The sequence below is a fragment of the Halococcus sp. AFM35 genome, from assembly GCF_051195015.1.
Lineage (GTDB): Archaea > Halobacteriota > Halobacteria > Halobacteriales > Halococcaceae > Halococcus.
This window is the reverse complement of the sequence record NZ_JBNTJU010000013.1, coordinates 54,248-76,325: the sequence shown is the minus strand read 5'-3', so window position 1 is coordinate 76,325 and position 22,078 is coordinate 54,248. Positions and strand designations below refer to the sequence as shown.

At 64.6% G+C, this 22,078-nt stretch carries 18 protein-coding genes; 6 read left to right on the top strand and 12 right to left on the bottom strand.

Annotated elements, in window-relative coordinates; genetic code table 11:
- Window positions 1–237 precede the first annotated feature (237 nt).
- Complete coding sequence (locus tag ACQUQO_RS11530) at window positions 238–684, top strand: universal stress protein (RefSeq protein WP_435078164.1); 447 nt, start codon at window positions 238–240, stop codon at window positions 682–684.
- Window positions 685–744: 60 nt separating this feature from the next.
- Here ACQUQO_RS11530 and ACQUQO_RS11525 read toward each other — a convergent pair whose 3' ends face one another.
- The gene (locus ACQUQO_RS11525; RefSeq protein WP_435078163.1) at window positions 745–2,082 is read right to left on the bottom strand and encodes an MFS transporter; all 1,338 of its coding nucleotides are present in this window, start codon (window positions 2,080–2,082) and stop codon (window positions 745–747) included.
- Window positions 2,083–2,459: 377 nt separating this feature from the next.
- Window positions 2,460–3,656, bottom strand: coding sequence for a molecular chaperone DnaJ (dnaJ, locus tag ACQUQO_RS11520; protein ID WP_435078178.1), 1,197 nt, complete (start codon window positions 3,654–3,656; stop codon window positions 2,460–2,462).
- A 109-nt stretch (window positions 3,657–3,765) separates the two neighbouring features.
- Here dnaJ and ACQUQO_RS11515 point away from each other — a divergent pair, with 109 nt between their 5' ends.
- The gene (locus tag ACQUQO_RS11515) at window positions 3,766–4,446 is read left to right on the top strand and encodes a bacterio-opsin activator domain-containing protein (RefSeq protein ID WP_435078162.1); all 681 of its coding nucleotides are present in this window, start codon (window positions 3,766–3,768) and stop codon (window positions 4,444–4,446) included.
- 17 nt (window positions 4,447–4,463) lie between these two features.
- On the opposite strand, the gene ACQUQO_RS11510 is transcribed toward ACQUQO_RS11515, so the two are convergent.
- Together ACQUQO_RS11510 and ACQUQO_RS11505 are read right to left on the bottom strand one after the other, a co-directional pair.
- Window positions 4,464–5,195, bottom strand: coding sequence for an RNA methyltransferase (locus ACQUQO_RS11510; RefSeq protein ID WP_435078161.1), 732 nt, complete (start codon window positions 5,193–5,195; stop codon window positions 4,464–4,466).
- Window positions 5,195–5,689: a hypothetical protein gene (locus ACQUQO_RS11505; protein ID WP_435078160.1), complete on the bottom strand. Its 495-nt coding sequence runs from the start codon at window positions 5,687–5,689 to the stop codon at window positions 5,195–5,197. The genes ACQUQO_RS11510 and ACQUQO_RS11505 overlap by 1 nt, the downstream gene beginning before the upstream one ends.
- A gap of 81 nt (window positions 5,690–5,770) precedes the next feature.
- On the opposite strand from ACQUQO_RS11505, the gene folP reads away from it, so the two are divergent.
- The gene (folP, locus tag ACQUQO_RS11500) at window positions 5,771–6,586 is read left to right on the top strand and encodes a dihydropteroate synthase (RefSeq protein ID WP_435078159.1); all 816 of its coding nucleotides are present in this window, start codon (window positions 5,771–5,773) and stop codon (window positions 6,584–6,586) included.
- Window positions 6,583–7,281 (top strand): 6-hydroxymethylpterin diphosphokinase MptE-like protein, encoded by a 699-nt coding sequence (locus tag ACQUQO_RS11495; protein WP_435078158.1) that lies wholly within the window; start codon window positions 6,583–6,585, stop codon window positions 7,279–7,281. Before folP ends, ACQUQO_RS11495 begins: the two co-directional genes overlap by 4 nt.
- Here ACQUQO_RS11495 and ACQUQO_RS11490 read toward each other — a convergent pair.
- From ACQUQO_RS11490 to ACQUQO_RS11480, 3 genes are read right to left on the bottom strand one after another with little or no spacing between them, the layout of a single operon-like run.
- Complete coding sequence (locus tag ACQUQO_RS11490; RefSeq protein ID WP_435078157.1) at window positions 7,278–8,246, bottom strand: quinone oxidoreductase family protein; 969 nt, start codon at window positions 8,244–8,246, stop codon at window positions 7,278–7,280. The two genes, ACQUQO_RS11495 and ACQUQO_RS11490, sit on opposite strands and share 4 nt — an antisense overlap.
- A gap of 45 nt (window positions 8,247–8,291) precedes the next feature.
- Window positions 8,292–9,560 (bottom strand): AI-2E family transporter, encoded by a 1,269-nt coding sequence (locus ACQUQO_RS11485; protein WP_435078156.1) that lies wholly within the window; start codon window positions 9,558–9,560, stop codon window positions 8,292–8,294.
- 49 nt (window positions 9,561–9,609) lie between these two features.
- Entirely contained in the window at window positions 9,610–10,992 is a 1,383-nt protein-coding gene (locus tag ACQUQO_RS11480; protein WP_435078155.1) for a mechanosensitive ion channel family protein, read from the bottom strand.
- 225 nt (window positions 10,993–11,217) lie between these two features.
- Between ACQUQO_RS11480 and ACQUQO_RS11475 the strand changes: the two genes are divergently transcribed.
- Window positions 11,218–12,627, top strand: coding sequence for an FAD-binding oxidoreductase (locus ACQUQO_RS11475; RefSeq protein WP_435078154.1), 1,410 nt, complete (start codon window positions 11,218–11,220; stop codon window positions 12,625–12,627).
- 4 nt (window positions 12,628–12,631) lie between these two features.
- Here ACQUQO_RS11475 and ACQUQO_RS11470 read toward each other — a convergent pair whose 3' ends face one another.
- The 3 genes from ACQUQO_RS11470 to ACQUQO_RS11460 form a co-directional block, all read right to left on the bottom strand.
- Window positions 12,632–13,504, bottom strand: coding sequence for a DUF7537 family lipoprotein (locus ACQUQO_RS11470; RefSeq protein WP_435078153.1), 873 nt, complete (start codon window positions 13,502–13,504; stop codon window positions 12,632–12,634).
- 45 nt (window positions 13,505–13,549) lie between these two features.
- A complete protein-coding gene (locus tag ACQUQO_RS11465) occupies window positions 13,550–15,238 on the bottom strand; it encodes a thiamine pyrophosphate-binding protein (protein WP_435078152.1) in 1,689 nt (562 codons plus the stop codon).
- 97 nt (window positions 15,239–15,335) lie between these two features.
- Window positions 15,336–16,529, bottom strand: a complete 1,194-nt coding sequence (locus tag ACQUQO_RS11460) for a hypothetical protein (RefSeq protein WP_435078151.1) — start codon at window positions 16,527–16,529, stop codon at window positions 15,336–15,338.
- Between the two features lie 345 nt (window positions 16,530–16,874).
- Here ACQUQO_RS11460 and ACQUQO_RS11455 point away from each other — a divergent pair, with 345 nt between their 5' ends.
- Window positions 16,875–19,181: a DUF2206 domain-containing protein gene (locus ACQUQO_RS11455; protein WP_435078150.1), complete on the top strand. Its 2,307-nt coding sequence runs from the start codon at window positions 16,875–16,877 to the stop codon at window positions 19,179–19,181.
- Here the strand turns inward: ACQUQO_RS11455 and ACQUQO_RS11450 are convergent.
- Both ACQUQO_RS11450 and ACQUQO_RS11445 read right to left on the bottom strand, forming a co-directional pair.
- Window positions 19,178–20,641, bottom strand: coding sequence for an oligosaccharide flippase family protein (locus tag ACQUQO_RS11450; RefSeq protein ID WP_435078149.1), 1,464 nt, complete (start codon window positions 20,639–20,641; stop codon window positions 19,178–19,180). The two genes, ACQUQO_RS11455 and ACQUQO_RS11450, sit on opposite strands and share 4 nt — an antisense overlap.
- A gap of 30 nt (window positions 20,642–20,671) precedes the next feature.
- Complete coding sequence (locus ACQUQO_RS11445) at window positions 20,672–21,865, bottom strand: right-handed parallel beta-helix repeat-containing protein (RefSeq protein WP_435078148.1); 1,194 nt, start codon at window positions 21,863–21,865, stop codon at window positions 20,672–20,674.
- Window positions 21,866–22,078: the final 213 nt, after the last annotated feature.

The window sequence follows — 22,078 nt, the reverse complement described above, 5'->3', positions numbered from 1 at the left end:
CGTCAAGGTTTAGCGACGGTTCTGCGTCAGGTCTGAGTCAGGCAGGCGGGCTCCTCATGCGTGACTGGGACCGAAACCAACACCGAAAATTCAATTCTGCCGGAATCTGTCTATGAACGAATTGGCCTAACCGCCCTCTGCTCTGTTTCATTTTGGCTGGCTTCAGACAGTGCGGGGCAGTTGTGACCAACGTTATACCGTGTCATCAGCTATCATCCTCTGAGGACAGATCAACGAATGTTCGACCGAATACTCCTCCCGACCGACGGTAGCGATCCTGCCAAATCAGCAGTGGAGATGGCGCTCGGGCTCGCCGAAACTCACGACGCGACGCTCCACGTGCTCTTCGTCGTCGACCCACCCGCGTCGGTCTCCGGCGTCAGCGAAGGGTTCTCGGGGATGGACAACCTCCTCGATGCACTCGAAGAGGAGGGCCACAGCACGACCAACGAGATCGCCGAGCAGGCGAGGGCGCGCGACATCGAGACGACGGCGGCCGTTCGGCGGGGAAACCCCCACGACGACATCCTCTCGTACGCGGACGAGTCCGATGTCGACGTGATCGTCATGGGGACCCACGGCAGAACCGGCGTCAAGCGGGCGCTGTTGGGAAGCGTGACCGAAGACGTCGTCCGCCATGCCGAAATTCCCGTCCTGACCGTCCATCGCGATCCTGACGAGTAGATCGCTCCAGTAATACCGCTCCCGGATCATCCCGTATACCTCACCCCGATTTAGAAAAGCTCAGTGGAGGGCTGCTTCGTCGGTGGAGCCGTCGGGTGCGGAGATGAGGTATTTCAATGCGACTGCGACCCCGACACAGAGCAGGCTGAGGGCGATGAAGACGGCGAACCCGCGAGCATAGCCGATCTCACCGTACACGTCCGCGAAGTAGCCCATCAATGGCAGAATGACGAGGGTACCCCCGCCACCGATACCGCTGATCCAGCCCGATGCCCCACCGACGGCTTCCGGGACGAACTTCGGAACTAGCTCGAACACCGCAGCGTTGGCGATCCCCATCCCGGTTCCCAGAACCATCATGCCGGCAATCGCCGGCCAGAACCCGGTGGCGAACGTCATGATCACGCTGCCGAGCGCCATGATCGCGAAACTGACGATGGCGACGATCTCACCACCGAACCTGTCACTGATGCTTCCGGCCGGGACCCGAATGAGCGATCCGTAGGCGATGAAGACTCCCGCCAGAAGTCCCGCCGTCGCGAGCGACAGTTCGTGGAACTGCTCCCAGTAGGTCGGGAACCAGGCCGACAGGGACGTGAATCCCCCGCCGAAGGAGACCGTGTAGAGGAAGACCAGAATCCACGTGCGGCGGTTTCTCGCAGACGTCTTCAGCGACTCCCACGCGTTCCCCGACGGGAAGATATCCTGTCCGAGGTCGTCGGCGACTCGTCTCGATTCCTCCGGATCGTTGCCTTGCTTACGGAGTTGGAAGTAGTAGGGATCGACGGCGTACAGCGCATAGATGACGGTGGCGACGAGCATGAACACCAACCAGATCGCATAGCTTCCGGTCAGCCCCCAGAGACCGATGAGGACCGGGAGCACGAAAGTGATCATCCCCGGACCGATATTCCCGATACCGGCGAACGCACCGAGCGCGAAGCCCTGTTTGTGACTCGGATACCAGTAGGAGGTCTGGGAGATCCCGACCGAGAAGGTCGCCCCGCCTGCACCCGCAAGGAGTCCGAAGAGGACCAACAGCGGATAGAGACTCATGTCGAAGTTCTCCGGATAGGTCAGGAACAGTGTGATGACCAATCCACCTGCTCCGACGATGGTTGACACCATGAGTATGAGGAACGGTTTCTTGCCACCGACATCGTCCACCCATGCGCCGAAGGGGATTCTGAGAATCGCTTTGCTGAGATGTGGAGAAGACAGCAGTAGCCCGTGGAAGATGCCGGTGAGGGCCAACTGTTCTTCCAGAACGGGCCCTGCGGCTCCATAGAAAACGATTGTTGTGAGTCCGGCGAAGAAGACGAACGTCGATAGAACCAATCCCCGCCTCGGCGTTCCCGTTACCCCATGCTCATCGGTTGCGTGACCGTGTTCGTCCATTACCCGTTGTTGGCGAACTCTCGCCGTATGTAGTATGCGAAAACGATTCCTGGACTGCCGTAGTCACCGAATTTGTTTGCGAATCGGTTCTCCATCTTGATCCCCATCTTTGCCGAAGTCAGGCAGGTAGTTTCCCCATATATGACCGGGAACGAAATCGATACTGGAGTCTAAATTTCACTAGGAGGTGCGAATGACGAATCGACCTAGCCGACCTCTGGTCAGTTGAAACCACAAGTGCGCTCGCAAAGCTTCGGCTCGCGTTTTGCCTCCCGATACTCGTCGAGTGAAACTGCCCACTTGTACTCGACGTCTTCGACAGGCGTACCGATCCAATCGAGCCACGCACTGGTCTGGGTCGGTGGAAGTCGGACACCCTAGAGGGAATGCTTGAGCTTCTCGAAGAACCCTTCCTCGACTTCGATCTCCTCGCCACCGGCTTCGGCGAAGGCTTCGAGTGCGTCGCGTTGCTCGTCGTTCAGTTCCTCGGGTGTGACGACCTGCGCTCGCACGAAGAGGTCGCCGGTGCCGCGGCGGCGCAGGCGGGGCATGCCTTTGCCTTCGAGGCGGAAGGTCTCGCCGCTCTGGGTACCTGCGGGTACGTCCATCTCGACGGTGCCATCGAGCGTGGGAACTTCGATGGTCGCGCCGAAGGTCGCCTGCGGGAACGAGATGGCCGCGCGGTGGGCGAGGTCGTCGCCTTCGCGGTCGAACTCGGGATGCTTGCGGATGCTGATTTCGATGAGCAGGTCGCCGTTCGGGCCGCCGTTCTCGCCGGGTGCACCCTCGCGCTCCATCCGGAGGGTCTGGCCGTCGCGGATTCCGGGGGGAACCTCGACCGAGAGGGTGGCCTCGTTGCGAACGTGTCCGTCGCCGCCGCAGGTGCTACAGTCCTCGGAGTAGAGCGTGCCGTCGCCGCCACAGCGCCGACAGGTCTGGGTCTGCTGAACACGCCCGAGGGAGGTCTGTTGGACCTGCGTGGTCTGGCCGCGACCCTCACACTGCGGACAGGTCTCGGCGTCGGCGCTTTCGGGGTGGCCCGACCCGCCGCAGTCCGGGCAGGTCTCGGGCCGGGCGACGGTGAACTGCTTTTCGGCACCCGCAGCGGCCTCCTCCAGTTCGATGGTGAGGCCGGTTCTGAGGTCCGACCCCTGTCGGGGGCCGCTCTGTCCACCGCCGCGGCCGCCTCCGCCGTTGAAGAACTGCTCGAAGATGTCCCCGAGACCGCCACCGCCCATGCCGCCGCCACCCATCCCGCCAAAGGGGTCGCCGCCGGCACCGCCCATTCCACCCATGCCGCCGCCAGCGCCCCGCCCCGCACCGCCACCGTCGAACCCGCCGCGTTTCTCGGCCTGTTCGAAGCGGTCGTGGCCCATCTGGTCGTAGGCCTGGCGCTTCTGGTCGTCGGTCAGCACCTCTTTGGCCTTCTTCGCCTGTTTGAACTTCTCGTCGGCGTTCGGGTCGTCGGAGACGTCGGGATGGTACTCGGCGGCCTTCTCGCGGTAGGCCTGCTTGATTTCCTCGTCGTCGGCGTCCCGGGAGACGCCGAGCACCGAGTAGAAGTCCTCGCTCATTGCCAGCGATACTTGCTTCAGCCACTTCAACAGAACGGGTTCGCCGCTCGTGACCATCATGTCGCCACGGCGGAATAGTTATGCCGTTCTGTATCCCACGACTTGGTGAATGAGTACCATCAGCGAAGTATCGGTCGCGGCGGGGACGTTCGCGCTCGGCGAGACCATCGAGCGGGTTCCGGAGGCGACCTTCGACGTCGAGCGCGTCGTCGCCCACGACGCCGACCGCGTCATGCCGTTCGTCTGGGCGAGCGCGCCCGACCGCGACGCACTCGAAAACGCCTTCGAGACGGACCCGAGCGTCGAGAACGTCGAGCGGCTGTCTGACCTCGACGGCGAGTGGCTCTACCGGATGGAGTGGGTTTCCCACGTCCAGTTCGTCATCCACGCACTCACCGAGGAGGAGGCGACCGTGTTGGACGCCGAAAGCGAGAACGGCCAGTGGAAGCTCAGACTGCTCTTTCCCGACCGCGATTCGCTCTCCCGGGCCTACGAGTTCTGCCAGGAGCACGACATCGACATCGACGTCGAGGCAATCTACGCGATGGAGAACGAGCGTCACGCCCGCTTCGGTCTCACCGAGGAACAGGCCGAAGCGCTGACCGCGGCCTTCGAACACGGCTACTACGAGGTGCCCCGTGAGTTCTCGGTCGCGGACCTCGCCGAGGAACTCGACATCTCCCATCAGGCGCTCTCCGAGCGCTTCCGACGCGCACACGGCAACCTCGTCGCAAACACGCTCGTCGTCGACGAGGAGGACACCGAATCGCAGGCGACGCCGAAGTTGTAGCCAGTCCGCCGACCGGGCTACGAATCGTCGTCGCGGGCGCGGTCGATCTGCATCTCCGCCCGGCGAAACAACCCGCGCAGCGTCGTCACCTCTCGACCTGTCGGATGGGCGCGCCCGAGCACGCGCCGGAGCATGCGCTCGGTCTTCGCGCGCTTCTCTTCGGGGCGGTCGATAGCAACGAGAAACGAAGCAAACTGGTCGTACAGCCCTTCGAGTGCGCGCTCGTCGGCGCGGTCGTGACGCTCTGGCTGGTGGGTATCCTCAAGTTCGAGGTCGCGGAGTTCGTAGAGGGCGACCGTGGCCGCCTGTCCGAGATTGAGCACTGGATAGTCGGGGTTGGCGGGAATCGAACACACCTCGTCGATGCGGGCGAACTCCTCGTTGGATAACCCTGTGCCTTCGCGCCCGAAGACGAGCGCGACGTCGGTTTCGACGCCGGCGAGATGGTCGCCGAGTTCGGCCGGTGTCGTGAACGGGTAGCGCACATGAGTACCCTCATCACGACCGGTCATGGCGGTGAAACCGATGGTGTAAAATTCCGAGACGAGCCGCTCGAAAGTGAGCACGTCGTGATTGGGCAGAACGTCCTCACGGGCGTGGCCGGCGAAGCCGTAAGCCTCGCCGTCGGGGTGGAGGTCGGGCGGGTCGACGAGTTTCAGGTCCGTAAAGCCGAAGTTCTTCATCGCCCGCGCGATGGTTCCCACGTTACCCGGCGTTTGCGCATCGACGACGGCGACGGCGACCCCCATCAGATGTCGAGGTTATCGAGGTCCACGCTTTGGGCCTCCTGTTCGGCCTCGGCCGCCGACCCCGTGCCCGATACCGAGGGCACTGCCGCTTGGTCGGTATCGACGTGCTCGACCGTCTCGTAGTCGTCGGGCGCACGACCGCCGTCGGCGAACCACTCGTGGAAGGCGTCCTGAAGCTCGGCCTCCCCACGATAGTCGGTTCCACCCTGCTCGCGGAACCAATAGAGGAAATCCGGCTCGTGTTCCTCGCAAAGGACGACCTCGCTCAGCGGTTCGCCGTAGACCGCCGCTGCGTCGTTGCAGGCATCCAGGTGGCTGTCGCCGTGGATGAGCCAGCAGGCATGGCACGGCGAGTCGATGAGTTGGCGGAGCCTGACGACACGCTCTCTGGTCTGTTGGTCCATCTCGTCTATCGGCTTGATATCGCCGTCGTCGGTGAACACCGCCGACTCGTCGAACCGCCAGCCGCGAAGCGCGATATTGACCTTTCCCATGGCCGAAATAGGACATCAGCCCCTAAAAGTCGCGCGTCCCTCGAACGGGTCGTTTTTGGCGTTGCTCGCCAATTTCGAGGCATGCAGACCGTCGAGGCTGCCGGACTCGAAATCGGCGACGGCCAGCCCACCCGACTCATGGGCGTGCTCAACGTCAGCGACGAGTCGCCCTACGAGCCGAGCGTGTTCGCCGATTCCACCGAAGCTGCCGCCCACGTCGAGGACCTCATCGACGAGGGCGCGGACATCGTCGACGTGGGTCTCGAATCGGCGAACAAGCGCTTCGAGGTACTTTCGGCCGAGGAGGAACGCGAGCGGCTCGATACGGCCATCGAGACGGTCGAGCGGGTCGAGGGCGATGCGGTGTTTTCCATCGAGACCAGATACCACGAGGTCGCGGCGGCCGCCCTCGATGCCAACTTCGACATGGTCAACGACGTCTGTGGCTTCGCCGACCCCGAGCTGCCTCGCGTCTGCGAGGCGCGCGACGCGGCCGTCGTGAAGATGGCCAGCCCACCGGACCTCACCCGGCCGGGCGCGCTTGCGTCCGTCGACGACATCTACGACGCGCTCGCCGACGGTCTCACCGGCAAAACCATCATCGACCCCGCCTTCGGTGGATGGAGCGAGGACAAGACGCTCGACGACGACCGCGAGACGTTTCGCCGACTCGGCGAATTCCGCGACATCGGCCGGCCGATGCTGGTCTCCATCAACCGAAAGAACTTCTTGGGTGATATCGTCGACCGCGAAACGGACGACCGACTGCCGGCGAGTCTGGCCGCGACGGCGCTGGCCGTCGGGCGCGGCGCGGACGTGATTCGCACCCACGACGTGGCCGAAACCCGCGATGCGGCCATGATTGGCGACGCGCTCGGCGACAGGATAGAGGGATGAATTTCGCCGAGTGGGAGCCAGTTTATGAACGAATCCTTGCCGACTTCGGCTTCGACCGTGCGGCCGACGAGCGCGCACGGGACACGCTCGCCGAACTCACAAACCCGTTCGACTTCGACAGGTTCGACGTGACGGGCGAGACAGTCATCATCGCCGGCGCTGGACCGTCGCTTGAGGCCGACTGCGGGCGGCTGGCTGAGAGGATTTCCGATAGCACGGTGTTCGCCGCCTCGACCGCCGTCGACCGCCTGCGCGGGATAGGTCTCACCGTCGACTGCATGGTGACGGATGTGGACAAGAACCCAGCAACGGTGCAGGAACTCACCGATGAGGGTACGCCGGTCGCGGTCCACGCCCACGGCGACAACGAATCGCTCGTTCGAGACGTGGTGCCGACGCTCGATGTCGAGCACGTGCTCGGCACGACCCAAGCCGCGCCCGTCGATGGCGTGGAGAATTTCGGCGGGTTCACCGACGGGGACCGCGCGGCCTTCCTCGCCGACCATTGCGGAGCAGCTCGTCTGCACTTCGTCGGCTGGGATTTCGATGACCCGTCGGTGAGTCCGGTGAAGCACCGAAAGCTCGTGTGGGCCGAACGACTGCTGTACTGGCTCGAACACCGGCGCGACGAGCGGTTTTCGGTTCTCGACGGCCGGCGTGACGACATCGACACGACCGCGCTGCCGGTCGATTAAGGTTCGAGGACGACTTTCCCGCTCGACTCGCGGTTCTCAATGTACTTGTGGGCGTCGGCAGCCTCGGACAGCGGGAACGTCTCGCCGACGACGACTTCGAGGTCGCCGTTCGTGAGCAGGTCGGTGAGGTGCGGAACGGCGTTCAGCACGCGCTCGGGGTCGCGCTGCATCGACTGGCCGAGATGATAGCCGTGGATGGTGAAATTGTTGAACAGTAGTGTACTGGTGTCGGGATAGCCGGGTTCGCCGCTGGCCGCCCCATACGAGACCATCCGGCCGAAGTGGGTGAGACAGTCGAGGCTCTCGGTCGTGGTGTCGCCGCCGACCCCATCCAGCACGAGGTCGACGCCCTCACCGTCGGTGGCATCGTTCACGACGTCCGCGAAGTCGCTTTCGGTGTAGTCGATGGGATGGTCGAGACCCAGCCGTTCGGCGAGATTCAACTTCTCCTCGGTGCTTGCGGTGCCGAAGACCTCCGCGCCGGCGTCGCTGGCGAGTTGGGTCGCGGCGGTGCCGACACCGCCCGCGGCGGCGTGGACCAGCACGCGCTCGCCCGCTTCCAGTCCACCCCACTCGAACAGCGTATTGTGGGCGGTCAGAAATTGAACTGGGAAGCCCGCCGCCTCGGGGAAACTCATCGACTCCGGAACGTCGAACAGCCCGGCGGCGTCGGCGGTGGCGTACTCGGCGTAACCTTCGTCGGTCATGGCGACCACGCGCTCGCCGACCTCTCTATCGACTCCCTCGCCGACCGCGTCGATGGTGCCGGCGGTCTCCATGCCCGGGACATAGGGTGGTTCCGGCCCGCCGACGTAGTGGCCACGGCGTTGCATGATATCCGCGAAATTCACCCCGACTGCCCCGACGGCGATGCGCACCTCGCCCTCGCTCGGTTCGGGCACCTCGCGCTCGGTGGTCTCGATGACGCTGCTATCGCCGAATTCGGTCACTTCGATGGCCTGCATCATCGGTGGTTCCCGCGCCGAGCGGATAAACCATCCGCCCGTTGTTCAATCGTCGGTGTCGAACCCCTCGCCCGAGGAGCGCCGCGACCCGTCGTCGGTCGGCTCCGAGCGGTCGTTCTCGTCCGTGGTCGCGTCGTCGGCCAGGTCGACGGGTTCGGGCTCGGGAACAGGGATGTCGTCGGTCGGGTCGAGCGGGTTACCCGCCGTCGCCCGTGTGGTGAGCGGTTCGCCACGGACGAGCTCGGGCAGGAGGATGCGCGCGAAGTGGACGAACAGTACGAGCAGGAGCGGCCCCAGAAAGAGTCCGTACCAGCCGAACAGCAATGGACCGACGATGTACGCTATCATCACCGAGCCGGTGTGGAGGTCCCGCCCGGAGACGTAGGGTCTGAGAACGAGGTCGGGAATCGTATCGACGATGACCAGCGAGACGACCGCGAACACGACCGGGAACCACAACAGCGCGGGGTTTGCGAGCGCGGCCTCGACGGCGAGCAACAGCGCGACGGGGACGTAGACGATCTTCATGCCGATGACGGGCACGAGGCTGCCGACGCCGGTGAGCAGTCCCAGTAGCGTGGGTGAGGGCACCGCGACGCCGGCCGGGCTGACGGCGTTGAGGACGTTGTAGGATATCGCCGCCAAAATTGCCGTCGAGAAGGCATTGAGGATGTTGCCGAAGTAGATGGTCTTCAAGTTGCGGTCGACCGCATCGAGGTAGGCGTACATCGGCGTTTCGCTGCCGGCGAGTTGACTCCGGAACCACGCCGCGAGCTTGTGGTCGTCGCGCAGCAGGTAAAAGGCGAGCGCGAGGACGACGAACAGGTGAATGAGCGCGTTGCCGAGCGCGCTGAGATAGCCCGCCGCCGGCGCAGCTGCCTCGGAGAGTGCGTCGACCACCCCGCCACTCAGGAACTCCTGGGGATTCTCGATTGCCGCGGTAAATATTGCCTGTGGATTCGTGCCCACGCCAGCGCCCCCGATGTACGGTTCGAGCGCGTCGAGCACGGGTTGGAGGTTCGCGCTCTCGGCGACGTCGGCGAGCTGAAAGACGCCGACATAGACGGTGTAGCCGATGAGGAGGATGACCGGCAGCGCAACCGTCAACAGCGAGACCGCCGCCGCGAGGCTCGACGTCGGCACGTGGTCGGCGAGCCGGCGATGAATCGGGCGCGTGATGTAATAGACGAACAGCCCGAGAACGAACGTACCGACGTATCGCCAGACGATAAACGAGAGCGCGAGACCGAAGACGACCGCCATGAACCACACCGGAATCCGCGAGCGGTCGTAGTCGCTCAAAAGGCTAACCATGCCCGCGAGAGGAAGGGAGAGCGTAAAAAGTCGTTGCGCGAGAGGGGTGTCAGTCGTCGGAGCCACTCGGACCGCTGTCGTCATCGAACATGTCTTCGTTGTCTCCAGCTCCACCGGTGGCCCCGGTGTCGCGGGTGCTGCCGGCGGTCTCGTCCTCTTCGGCGAGGTCTTCGGCACCGCTGCGCGCACTGTCCATCCAGTCGTCGATGTTCTCGGCGACGTAGTCCTTGCTGCCCCAGCCGAGACCGATACCGATAGCGATGGCCAGCGCGAGTCCGAGCGCACCGAACAGCGCCGTGACGAACGACGTGAACAGCGTCGTGAGCACGGACGTGTCGAAGCCGGCCGTATCGAGCGCGAAGACGATGACGATGTAGTAGACGAACAGCTGTACGGCGAGACCGGCGATATCGGCCGCCCGGCTCCTATCGGCGCTCGCCACGATGTCGCCGAGCAGGTCGGCGACGTAGATGCCGACGACGAGGACCGCAAGCCCGCCGAGCAGCAGCGGAATCTGGCCGATGAAGCCGGTCAGCGGCTCGGATAGCGCCGGGAAATCGAGCGCATCCACTGCGGCGACCAGCGCGAAGTAGTAGATGAGGAATTCGACGAGTTTGCCGACGGCGTTGCCGATACCGCCGACGGCATCCGTGAGGTCAGCGAGCGGCGTGTCGCGGACGAAGCCGTCGAGACCGAACCCGGCGACGATATCTCCGATGAGGTCGCCGACGAACCGCCCGATGGCGAACCCGACCACGAGGATGACGCCGGCGACGATGACCTGTACCGCACCGGTTGCGATGGACGTCAGGAAATCACCGGGCAGCGAAATGCCGGCGTAGTCGAGCGCGATGAGTAGCGCGAAGAGGTAGATGAGATACTCGACGAGCGTCCCGACGGCATTGGCGATGCCGCCGACCGAGTCGGTCGCGTCCGAAACCGGCGTGTCGCGGACGTAGCTATCGAGACCGAACCCGGCGACGATATCGCCAACCAGACTGCCGACGAACCGGCCGACGGCGACGCCAACGATGAGGATGGCGACGGCGACGATGACCTGCACCAACCCGCCGGCGACGCCCGTCAGGAACCCGCCCGGGATTGCGATGCCGACGTAATCGAGCGCGACGAGCAGCGCAAGGAGGTAGACGACGTACTTCGTGAGGTCGCCGAGGGACTGTGCGATATTGCTATCGACGTCGCCCTCGCGTTCGAGAGCCGTTCCCTCGGTATACTGTGCGGGCCTGATTCCCCGGACGACGCGCTTGACCACGCCACCGAGAAGCCGGCCGAGAATCAACCCGAGCAGCAGGATGACGAGCGCGCCGATGATCAAGGGGATGGCCGAGAGGAACCCCTCTATCAACGGCTGGAGGGAGTCCGGAGCTGTCTGAAGCACGATACCGTCGCCGACTGTGTATGCTGTTGTCATGGTTTTCCTGACGCCGCGCACACCGCCGTCGAGGTCGTGTGGGACGCCAGCAACCCCTATCTCTCACATGAACGGTATAAATGTATCCGTTGTTGCGAACTTTTCCGCGACATGTGATGGGTAATCATTCGCCGCCATGCCATCGCCCGAAGCGCCCCGAACGGACCTCGGTCGAACGTTCCATCGACGCCGGAGTTTTACCACCGGAACGCGTGCAGTCAGCACATGCCACACGACTGTGAATTTCTTGCCGACCACCTCGCCGACGGGCAGGTGTCGCTCGATACCGACGACCGTGACGGTCACGCTGGCGACTGGGGAACGCCCGAGAACGAGCGCGTGCGGCCGGATGCGGTCTGCTGGCCCGAGTCCACCGAGGAGGTGAGTGCGGTGCTCGCCGCGGCGAACGAACGAGGGATTCCGGTGACGCCGTACGCAGCGGGCACGGGACTAGAGGGCAACGCGCTGCCGGCCTTCGAGGGTATCAGCATGGACTGCACGCGGATGGATGGAGTGCTCGACGTCCGGCCTGAGGACTTCCAGATCGACGTCGAGCCGGGTGTCATGGGTTCGGCGGTGAACGATGCAGTCGACGACCACGACCTCTTCTTGCCGCCGCTGCCCCAGTCGGCGGATATCTCGACGGTGGGTGGCATGGTCGCCAACGACGCCAGCGGCGCGAAGACGGTGAAGTACGGCGAGGTGAGCGACTGGGTGCTCGGTCTCGAAGCGGTGTTGGCCGACGGCACGGTCATCGAAACGGGAAGTCGGGCGGTCAAGACCTCAAGCGGCTACAACCTGACGGACCTCATCGTCGGCAGTGAGGGGACGCTCGCGGTCGTCACGCGCGTGACCGTCGAACTCGCCCGCCAGCCGAAGCAGGCCCGCGGCGGGCGGGCAGTCTTCGAGGACCTCGATTCGGCGGCCGAAGCGATAGCGGCGACGATGCAGGCCGGCGTCGACGTGGCAACCATCGAACTCATCGACCCGCTGAGCACGAAGATCGCCAACGCCTACTCCGGCACGGACCTGCCGAACGCTCCGACCGTGTTCCTCGAATTCCACGCGAACCACCACATCGAAGCGGAAATCGACGCGTGCCATGAGATTTTCGACGAGCATGGTGCCGAGCGCTTCGAAATGGCCGCCGGCGACGCAATGGACGAGCTGTGGGAGGCCAGACGGAATCTCGCCAACGCCATGCTCGCCTACGACCCGCCGCGCCGGCCGGCCAAACCCGGCGACATTACTGTGCCAATCAGCCACTTCCCCGAAATCGTCCGCTACGCGAAAGCCCGCGGCGACGAACACGGGTTAGATGTGACGACCTTCGGCCACGCCGGCGACGGCAACGTCCACTACAACGTGCTGGTCGACCCCAACGACGAGGCAGAACTCGCGGCCGGCCGCGAGATTTCCGACGCCGTCGTCCAGCGCGCCATCGAACTCGGGGGGACCTCGACCGGCGAGCACGGCGTCGGACGGGGGAAACGCGAGTACATGGTCGCAGAACACGGCGAGGGAAGCGTCGAGACGATGCGAGCCATCAAACGCGCGCTCGACCCGCAGGACACGCTCAATCCCGGCAAAATCTTTCCCGAGACCGCCGATGGCGAGCGCTTGCGGGTCGAATAGCGATTCAGCCCGCAGTCGTCGTGGCCGAGACGTTTGCGATGGCCTCGTCGTACCACGGCGGGCGCTTGACGGTGGTGTTCCCGAGGTTCGTGTAGCGCACTCGCCGGTGGACGCGGACGGTGCTGTCGTTCACCGTCGCCGTGTAGTTCACCCGAAGCTCGCGGACGAGTCCCGTCGAGTCGATGCGTGCGACCATCGTGAAATTTCGCGGGTTCTGCCACCTAGCCCCCTCGAACGCGGTCGGATTCGTCACGTTGGTCGATTCGACCCGATACACGGTGGTGCCGTTGCGCTGCTCGCGGTCGGTCACACGCGTTGCGACCGAGCCAAACAGTTCATAAATTTGCTCTTTGTGGGTCGAATCGGTGCCGAGGGCCCCAATCGCTTCTTGTGGTGGTACTGGTTCACCAGTGACGCCGCGAGGACTGGTGTACGACGTATTGCCATTGCTCGCCCGTGCCTGAAGAACGCGCTCGCCGTTCGACCACATCGAGAGACCGCCGGAACCGCGCACGTTCATACCGAATCCGTTTTGCACGAGGTAAAATCGGCTGTCGCTTGCCATCTGCGTACGAATCGTGACCCCATTAACCACCGTCCCGTTCGCGTATCGAACCGTGAAGTTCTCCTGCATCGTATAGGAGGTGTTATCGAGTACGGCTGCATGCCCATCGCCAAGCGCGAACGGGTCGACGACGCCCTGCCCGGTGAGTCCCGGCGCGAGCTGTGGCACGGGCGTCGGTGTCGGCTCGTCGGTCGGGACCGCTGCTGGCGTCACGGTCTGGGTCGGGGTCTCGTTGCCGCCGAACGCGAGACCGCTACAGCCGCCGAGAACGACCGCCGCCGCGAGCAGTATGGGGAGAATCGACTTCTGCATTCGTTCACACGTGCCGCGACTGTGGACAAATACTTTCTGCCGGTTTCAGTCGTGAACCAACACGTCGAGCACGTCCGGGCCGTCCCTGTCGAGTGCGTCCTCGACGGCCGGTGCGATGTCCCCGGGCGACTCGACGAGGTGACCGCGTGCGCCGTGGCTCTCGGCGTTTTTCGGGATATCCACGGGAGGGTCGAACTCCATGCCGGGCCAGTCGTAGTCCGATTCCTCGCCGCCCATGAGGTCGAGGGTGTTGTCCTTCAAAATTCGATAGTTCCTGTTGTCCGGAATCACGACTGTGAGGTCGAGGTCGTACCGGGCGGCGGTGTAGAGGCTGTGGGGATAGTAGAGATACGAGCCGTCCCCGACGAATCCCATGACATCTCGGGGGTTCTCGCGCTGGCTCTCGGCGAGCGCCGCGCCGACCGATGCGGGAAGCCCATAGCCCAGTCCGCCACCCTTGTTCGAGATATACTGTTCGGGACGAAGCGGCCAGCGCGTCAACATCGCGTATTTCGACGTGATGCCCTCGTCGACGATATAGGCGTCCGGTGTGCTTGCTTCCAGCGCATCGACGAGTTCGGCCTTCGAGGCGCGTGGGTCGTCAGCCTCGTCGCCTTCGCCCATCGCGGCCATCTGCCCTTCGACCATCTCCTTCACCGAGCGCACCGTTTCAAGCCGTTCTTCCCTCCGTTCGTCGTCGAGGCGCTCGCGCAGTCGAGTGGCGAGTTCGCCCATCACGACGCCGGGGTCGCCGATGACGGCCGCATCAGCCGGTTGATTCTTCCCGATCTCGTGGACGGCATCACTCAGGTGGATGCAGGTCGTATCGGCGCCGACGAGTTCGCGCTCGTGGCGCGTCAGCGTCGTGTTGGTCGAGCAGCCCGCGAAGACGACGGTGTCAGTGCTCAGTAGCGTCCGCGCGAGGTCCTCGTCGGGTGGAATCGGTGAGACCCACTGGTCGTGGTCCATCGGGAAGTCGACTTCCGAGAGGAGGATTTCGCCGTGGACGCGCGCGCCGCTCGCCTCGGCGAGTTCGACGGCCGCCGCGACCGCATCCGCGCCTGCCCGCGCCACGTGGTCGCCGACGACCAGGACTGGCGAATCGGCCTCGACGAGCAGGTCGGCCGCGCGTTCGATGCTCATCGCGTCGCCGCCTCCCGCCGTGGGAACCGGTCCGAGTCGTTCGGGGCTGGCGTCGGTTTCGGCCAGCATCGTGTCCAGGGGGAGTCCCAGAAAGACGGGACCGGTGGGTGGCGTGAGCGCCGTCCGAACCGCCCGACGAACCATCGTCGGAATCGTACTCGGGTCGAGAATTTCGTGACTACTCTTGCAGAACTGCCGGGTCATCCGGAGGAGGTCGCCCGAGAGGATCGGCTCCTCGTGGCGGAAATCCGTGCTGTGGTTGCCCGCCGTCACCAACAAGGGTGCGCCGGCGACCTTCGCGGCGTAGAGGTTGCCGAGTCCGTGGGCGAGTCCCGGCGCGAGGTGGAGGTTCGCCACACCAAGGGGCATGACGGAATCGTCGTGGTGGGCGTGGTAGCGGCGGGTCTGGGCGTAGCCGCCGGCCATCCCGACCGCGATGTCCTCGTGCAATCCGAGGATATACTCGATGTCGCTGTCGGCAATCGCATGAACTACTGGTAATTCGGTGGTGCCGGGATTGCCGAAGACGTGGCTGACGCCGTACTCGGCGAGTGCATCGACGAACAGCTCCGCGCCGGTATGCTCGCTCATCGTCGTATCCTCGTGGGCCGCGATGAAATAAGTCACCCCGATTCGGCGGGTGTAGGCCGAACCGTTCGGACGAGGAGTCAGTTCGTGCGTCGGCGAGTCACGCCGGGGCGGTGGTGCGTTCGGGACGAGCGTCGGTCGGGCGGTCGGCAGCGCGGACGAGCAGTCCCGTCAGGAGGGCCACGCTGGCGACGAAAAACAGCGACCCAATCGACGAGGAGGGGTCGCCGAAGAGGAGATAGATGGGTGCGCCGGCCGACGGGCCGAGCACGACGACAGCGATCTGGGAAAGCGCCGGCCCACAGCAACAACACGCCTGCGGGGCAGCGACGCCGGCGATACCGGCACCCGTTTGTGAGGTGCCACCACGCGATTGGAACGCAAAGAGCGCCGCGTTCAGCCCGATGAGCGTGCCGAACAGCGCGACGAGGATGGCCGTCCCGACCGAAATCACCCCACCGATGGGAACCCGTGGGTACCAGAACTCGATGGCCGGCCACATCACCAGCGGGTCGGCCACCGGCAACACCGCGACGATTGGCTTCGAGAGCGAGACCCCGACGCCGTCGTCGGGAATCAGATAGAGCATCCCCGACGAGAACGCAAAGAAGAGCACCGATAGCGTGCCGACGGCGAGACCGAACCGGCGCGCCCCTCTGTCGGCGAGCAGCCGCCGAATCAGGCCGCCGGCGTCACGATAGAGCACGTAGCCGAGCGCGACGACGAGTCCGAGCACGATGAGGTAGCCGACCGAGTTGGTCTCGGTGTAGATGCCGAGCGCCGAGAGACCGGGATAGGCGACCCACGCCCCTAACAGGACGCCGAGACCGGCGAATCGCGGTCGTCGCGGCCAGCGGAACTGGCCGGCGAGGACGCCCACAAGCATGATGACACCGCCGGCGAGCAGCATGAGCGGAGCGTGTATCGCGCGCGGAACGATGGGCTGGGCCGTCAGCCACTCGTACGGCGACAGCTGGACGATCCATATCGCGCCGAATATTCCCACCGCGATGCCAAGCAGGGTTCCGTGGAGGCGGTATCGCACCGCCGATGGGCGCACCCGATGTAGGTACTGACTGGCGACGACGATACCGACACCGAGGACGAGCGGGACGAGTCCGTACCACTGTTCGAGTTCGACGCCGTTGACCGCGACGTGTCCGCCGTGGGCGGACGCGACCGGCGCGAACGCGAGGCCCACGACCGCGACGACGAACGCGAGCGCTGCGCGGCCGAAATACCCGATGGCTGATGGGTCGCCCGCTCGCTGTGTCGCGCACGTTTTGCGCTTCATTGGCCAGTGTTTGTGTGGCGGCTCACATACCGATGTCGGATTGTCCGCGGACACCGAACCGGGTCCGGGCCGAACGGTTCGCGTGGGTCAACACTATAGGGATTAGCAGTAATGGTCGGATATCGTGGTTGGTGAAAGCGACAGCAGCGAAAATCGACTAACGGGAGGAGCTATGGGTTTGACTGCTAACCCTTTAGCACTCATCCGTATCGAGCGTGGCTTTGCACAGCGCGGCTATCGAGCCGAGAGACGCCACGAACAGCGCCCGGTGTACGGCGTTCAACGAGTCGCTTGAGCCGTTGATACACTCATTGACTATTACCGAACGTCTCGAAACGGCACTGTATGAAGGCGCGCCGGAATTGGACGGAAGACCTCGCCCTCACCGCGATGCTCTCGTATCTCGTGGCCGTCGTCGTTTTCGGCGTTCGCGTGCCCGGTGACGTCGTATTCCGGCCGTTCGTCGGAATCGTTCTTCTCACGACGGTACCGGGATACCTTCTCGTCGCGCTGCTCGGGCTCGACGACCGGCCAATCGGACGCATCGCCCTCTACTCGGTGGGCGCGAGCGTGCCCATCGTGGCTTTCCTCGCTGTCGGTCTGAGCGTGGTGTTGCCGGCCGTCGGCGTCGACCGCCCGCTCTCGCCGTCGACCCTGACGGCGGCCGTGGCGGTACTCATCGTCTGCCTGAGCGTCGCCCGTGCCGGCGCCCGGATTCCGTTCCGGCTCTCGGTGCAGCCGCTGGCGATGCTCGCGCTGACGACCGGTCCGACCGGCCGGCTGTCGTCGTGGGTCGGCGGTCGACGGCGCGACTGGGACCGCACGTTGTCGCTGGAACGGCTCTCGACGCACGACTGGCTCGCGCTCGCGTCGGTGACGCTTATCCCCCTCTGTTCGGCCTTCCTGACCGCCTTTTCGGACACACCCGGATTCGAATCGCTGCTCGCCGTGCTGTTAGGCGTGCTCGCGGTCGTTCCGCTGGTGCTGCTTCGGTGGCGCGGGACCGCGATGCTGTACCCGTATGCGATATGGGCGGTAGCGGCGGCGGTGCTGTTGCAGATGACGCTCGTTTCGGGCCATCTCTGGGGCTATGATATCCACTACGAGTACGCCACAGCCGCGAACATCCTTGAACGGGGTGCGTGGAGCGCGACCGTGAGCGATTCGAGCAGTTCGCTGGTGACGGTGACGCTGCTGGCGGCGGTCTACTCGATGGTCACCGGGATGGATATCGTCCTCGTGTACAAACTCGTATACCCGCTCGTCGTCGCGCTGTTGCCCGTCGGCATCTGGTACGCCGCGGGCGACGAGTTCGGCGACCGATCGCTCGCGGTGCTCGCGCCCTTTGCGCTCGTGTTCTACTACGGATTCTTCAAGGATATGCCGGACAAGCAGTTGGTCGCCGGACTATTCGCCATACTCGTACTCGTCGCCTTTCTCGACCGGGGACTCTCCTCGCTCCAACGGTGGGTGCTGGGCCTGATTTTCGCCATCGGGCTGGTGGCTTCACACTATGGCGTGAGCCTCCTGTTCGTCGCCTTCTTTGGGTTCACGCTTGTCGCTCGCCACGTCCTGCGGGCCATGCGTGGCATCGATGTCACCGCGCGCGTGAGTCGACCATCACTCGTCGGGTTTCTCGGCGGGTTCTGGCTGCTCTGGTATCTGGTCAGCGCCTCGGGCGTGAACTTCTATCGCGTTCTCGGGGTCGGAATGGAGCTGCTTGCGAGCCTGCCGTTTCCGACGAGCGAGCGCAGCGGGGCGGCCTACGCGACGACAGGGTTCGAGTCGAACTACTGGCTCGCCTACAAACTCACCTACATCGTTCTGTTGGGGTTCGTCGCCGTCGGTCTCGCGAGCGCCGTCTACACGCTCGTCGTCGAGCGGGACAGCTCCTCGGCCGAGTACGCACGGGGGTTCGTCTTCGGCCGAACGGGCGGGTCAGTCGCCGATCCGCCGGCCGAATACACGCTCCTTGCGGTCGGCGTGTTCGGCTTTCTCTCTGCCTCGGTCGTGTTCACGTTCGGGCTTGGCTTCGACAGAACGCTTCAGATAGCGCTGTTCGTGCTCGCACCGTTCGCGCTCGTCGGCGCGCGGGTCCCGTTTTCGCTCGCTGCGCGCCTCGCCGACCGGCTGTCGAGGAGTGCCGTCCGCTCGCGCGTCGAGGGGGTTCCGGTTGCCGGCCTGTTGGCGGTGTTTCTCGCGGTGCTCTTCCTGTTCAGTTCGGGTACCGTCTTCGCGCTCGCCGGCCAGCCGGTGCCGTCGTACAACATCAACTACAACGAGAGTGCGGGCTGGCCGGTCTATTCCGAGCAGGAGGTCGAGGCCACCCGGTGGCTCGATACGAACGTCCCCGACAATGCCACAGTTGCCGTCTACAACGACTGGGAACAGATCAAGAGTCGTGATGGACTGTTGGTGAGCGAGGTGGTTCCCGCCGGCGACATCGAGCCGATATGGCTGAGCCGCGAGACGCTCGACGGGAGCGCGTACGTCTACGTGAGCCACAAACCGATACGAAAGACCGGGAGCGAGACCGCCTACATCGACCCCCGAAAGACGCCGTTCTACCGGGAGACGCTCTCGCAAGCGGAGACAGTCTATGCACGGGAGAACGTGACCATCTATCGGGTTTCGGCGAACGAAACCGCTTAGAGCAACGCCCGCGCGTTCGCGACCGCCAGTCCGAGCGCCTCGACGCGGATTCGCTCTATCAGCGCCAACACGGCGACGGCGTAGATGCCAGCGCCCACACAGACCCAGAACACGAGCGACGGGACCGAGAGGAGCCCCTCCGGCGCGAGCAGCCACAGACAGCCACCCATGAGGAGTGCGGCGAGCACTTCGAGACCGATTTCGCGCGTCGGGACGCTGAAGGCGAGAATCGAGCGGATGTAGTAGTACGAAAGTCCCGTCCGGACCACCATCGCCGTGGTCGTGGCGAAGGCGGCCCCGACCCAGCCCACAGTGCTGATGGCGAGGACGTTGAGCGAGACGTTGAGCGTGATGAAGAGCGCGTTCGTCCTGAAGGTGAGGTCGGGCCGGTCGAGCGCCTCGATGACCCGCCCGAAGACCACCTCGTAGCTGTGGAACACCCGCGCGAGGATCAACACGACGAGTGCGAGCGCTCCGGCCCGATACTCCTCGCCGAAGGCGGCGAGAATCGATTCGGCGAAGACGACCCCACCGACGAAGCCCGGAATCGCCATGATACCCACATACCCGAGCGAGCGTTCGAACAACCCTCGTACCGCATCGCGCTCGCCGCGGGCCGCGAGTTCGCTGCCGGTGGCGAACAGCACCGTACTGATGGCCGAGGCGACGAAGAAGAGAACACCCGTGATCTGCCAGCTCAGTTCGTAGATGCCGACGAACGCGGGTGCGACGAACACGCCGAGGACGAGCGTGTCGGTCCAGAGCCACGAGGCCTCCTGGGCGACGCCCATCCAGCTGTACTTCGCAAACCCGAACAGACTCTCGAAGTGTCGCCGTGACGGCCGTCTCAGCCGCAGGGATAGCAGGAGGACGCCGGCGACGACAGTGAGTGCGAGTCCCACCCAGACGCCAAGCAGCACCCCAAAGAGACCGTAACCGAGCGTCAGGAGCACGACCCACGCGAGCAGTTTGCCGGCGTTCGTGACGAACTGGAGCAATCCCGCACGCGCGACCCGCTTCTCGCCGGTCAGGCCCGCATCGAACATCCGTTGGAGGAGATAGGCGAGCGCGGCCACGAGCAAGAACGGCAGCGCCATCTCGTAACCGACGTACGCGGCGACCTGCTCGTCGAAGGCCACGAGCACCAGCGCGACGACCGCGAAGACGACGAGACGGACGAGTAGCGCCGCGGTGAAGAACTCATCGCGCTCGTCGCCCTCGCTGATGCGCTTTTTCGCCGCCGTCGAGAAGCCGGCGTCGGTCACGAGGTCGACGACGCGGACGAGTGCCATGAACAGCGAGTACACGCCGAGCACTGACGCCCCGGCGGCACTGGCGAGGTAGAAGACGCCGCCGAAGACCGCGACCGCGGTGGCGATGCGCGTGAGAAATGCCCCGAACGACGAACGCGCGAGCGCCTCGGCGTTCATGCCCTCGTCGGCCCGACCGGTCGTGGCCACAGCCCCGCCAGCCTCTTCCCAACTCGACCGCTATCCGGCATTGACGTTCCCCCGCACGACCCACGCATCCGGAAGTGCCAGTTTCCGGTCAGTCATCGTGCCGACGAAGGTGTTGTTCGTCGCCGAGCAGTTGTCGAACGCACCCTGTCCCTCGGTGTGCGCGACGGCACCGCCGGCCGCGTCGCCATTGCTCTGCATCGTGTTGCCGTGGACCTGTAGCGCCACTACGTCGCTACCGGCCGCGAACGCACCGACGGCCGCCCGGTAGGCCCCTCTGCAATCGTTGTTCTTCACTTGATTGCCGACGCTCTCGACGCCCTTCGATGCCGAGACCGCGATGAGGTCCCGGTTCGCCAGCGCCGAGTAGATGTCACAGCCAGTAACACTCGAATAGCTACAGCGGTCGAGTTCGATTGTCGCGCCCCCCGTGAGAGCGTTGTCGTAGAGCTTGCAAGCCCCGATTTTCCAGGAGTTGCCGCGGGCCGAAATCGCCGGGCCACCGTTGTGGCCGAACCAGTTCGTATCCACGCGGACGACGCCGACGGCGGGATAGCTCTCCTTGTTGCCACCACCCTTGAGACCCGCGGCCCCGTTCTCGATGAACTGACAGCCCCGGAACTGGTTGTCGTCGGTGCTGGCTTCGGAGCCGGCGAGCCAGAAGCCGTTTTCGGGTGCGGAGTGGAACTCACAGTCGACGAACCGGCTGTTCCAGAACGCGCCGTAGACGACGTTCCCGGCCCGATTGTTCGCCTTGTTTCCGTCGAAGGAGATGTCCCGCAGGGTGCACTCCATCACGTTCTCCGTCGGCGGATTCGGCGTCGTGAGCAGGTCCGTGTTCGCGCCGTCTTCGAGCTTGAGCGTCGTCGCGTTGCGACCCGACCCCGCGAGCATCACGCCGTGGGCCAGCGTGAGTCCGCTCCCCGTATAACTGCCGGGCGCGAGACGAATTACCACGTTGCCGTCCGTCCGGTCGATGACGTTCTGGATGCCCGACAGTCCATCACTTGGCGTGAGGTAGTGTTCGCCGGGCGTTCGTGACGACTGCGCCAGCGTCACCCAACGCTCGCCATCGGAGAGGGTCCGCCGCGTACCACTTTCGGCATCGGTCACCTCCCAGAGCGTGCCCGCGGCCTCGCTCGCTGCGGGTCGTTTGCGCTGTGGCCCGAGGCGGTAGCCGGATGCGATACGGTACACGTTGTCGAGATTTGCCCGTTGGTCGTCCATATGTGTTCGATTGCTTTCACGGCTCGACGACGAGCACCCCGCGAGACCGGCGCTACCCGCGCCGACCAACGCGAGGAACGCTCGCCGTCCCACCGCCGACTGTTCGTCCATTCGCCGCACGATACTCCCGTCGAGGGGTTGGTTATTGTGTCGTTCGACGGCGCTAACGGTTCGTGGAGCAGTTCCAGAAATGCCAGTACAACGGTTCGGAAC

Excerpts from the sequence above, each read along its gene's own strand:
- ACQUQO_RS11530 (WP_435078164.1), top strand. The coding sequence starts at position 238 with ATGTTCGACCGAATACTCCTCCCGACCGACGGTAGCGATCCTGCCAAA.
- ACQUQO_RS11525 (WP_435078163.1), bottom strand. The coding sequence starts at position 2,082 with ATGGACGAACACGGTCACGCAACCGATGAGCATGGGGTAACGGGAACG.
- dnaJ (WP_435078178.1), bottom strand. The coding sequence starts at position 3,656 with ATGAGCGAGGACTTCTACTCGGTGCTCGGCGTCTCCCGGGACGCCGAC.
- ACQUQO_RS11515 (WP_435078162.1), top strand. The coding sequence starts at position 3,766 with ATGAGTACCATCAGCGAAGTATCGGTCGCGGCGGGGACGTTCGCGCTC.
- ACQUQO_RS11510 (WP_435078161.1), bottom strand. The coding sequence starts at position 5,195 with ATGGGGGTCGCCGTCGCCGTCGTCGATGCGCAAACGCCGGGTAACGTG.
- ACQUQO_RS11505 (WP_435078160.1), bottom strand. The coding sequence starts at position 5,689 with ATGGGAAAGGTCAATATCGCGCTTCGCGGCTGGCGGTTCGACGAGTCG.
- folP (WP_435078159.1), top strand. The coding sequence starts at position 5,771 with ATGCAGACCGTCGAGGCTGCCGGACTCGAAATCGGCGACGGCCAGCCC.
- ACQUQO_RS11495 (WP_435078158.1), top strand. The coding sequence starts at position 6,583 with ATGAATTTCGCCGAGTGGGAGCCAGTTTATGAACGAATCCTTGCCGAC.
- ACQUQO_RS11490 (WP_435078157.1), bottom strand. The coding sequence starts at position 8,246 with ATGCAGGCCATCGAAGTGACCGAATTCGGCGATAGCAGCGTCATCGAG.
- ACQUQO_RS11485 (WP_435078156.1), bottom strand. The coding sequence starts at position 9,560 with ATGGTTAGCCTTTTGAGCGACTACGACCGCTCGCGGATTCCGGTGTGG.
- ACQUQO_RS11480 (WP_435078155.1), bottom strand. The coding sequence starts at position 10,992 with ATGACAACAGCATACACAGTCGGCGACGGTATCGTGCTTCAGACAGCT.
- ACQUQO_RS11475 (WP_435078154.1), top strand. The coding sequence starts at position 11,218 with ATGCCACACGACTGTGAATTTCTTGCCGACCACCTCGCCGACGGGCAG.
- ACQUQO_RS11470 (WP_435078153.1), bottom strand. The coding sequence starts at position 13,504 with ATGCAGAAGTCGATTCTCCCCATACTGCTCGCGGCGGCGGTCGTTCTC.
- ACQUQO_RS11465 (WP_435078152.1), bottom strand. The coding sequence starts at position 15,238 with ATGAGCGAGCATACCGGCGCGGAGCTGTTCGTCGATGCACTCGCCGAG.
- ACQUQO_RS11460 (WP_435078151.1), bottom strand. The coding sequence starts at position 16,529 with ATGAAGCGCAAAACGTGCGCGACACAGCGAGCGGGCGACCCATCAGCC.
- ACQUQO_RS11455 (WP_435078150.1), top strand. The coding sequence starts at position 16,875 with ATGAAGGCGCGCCGGAATTGGACGGAAGACCTCGCCCTCACCGCGATG.
- ACQUQO_RS11445 (WP_435078148.1), bottom strand. The coding sequence starts at position 21,865 with ATGGACGACCAACGGGCAAATCTCGACAACGTGTACCGTATCGCATCC.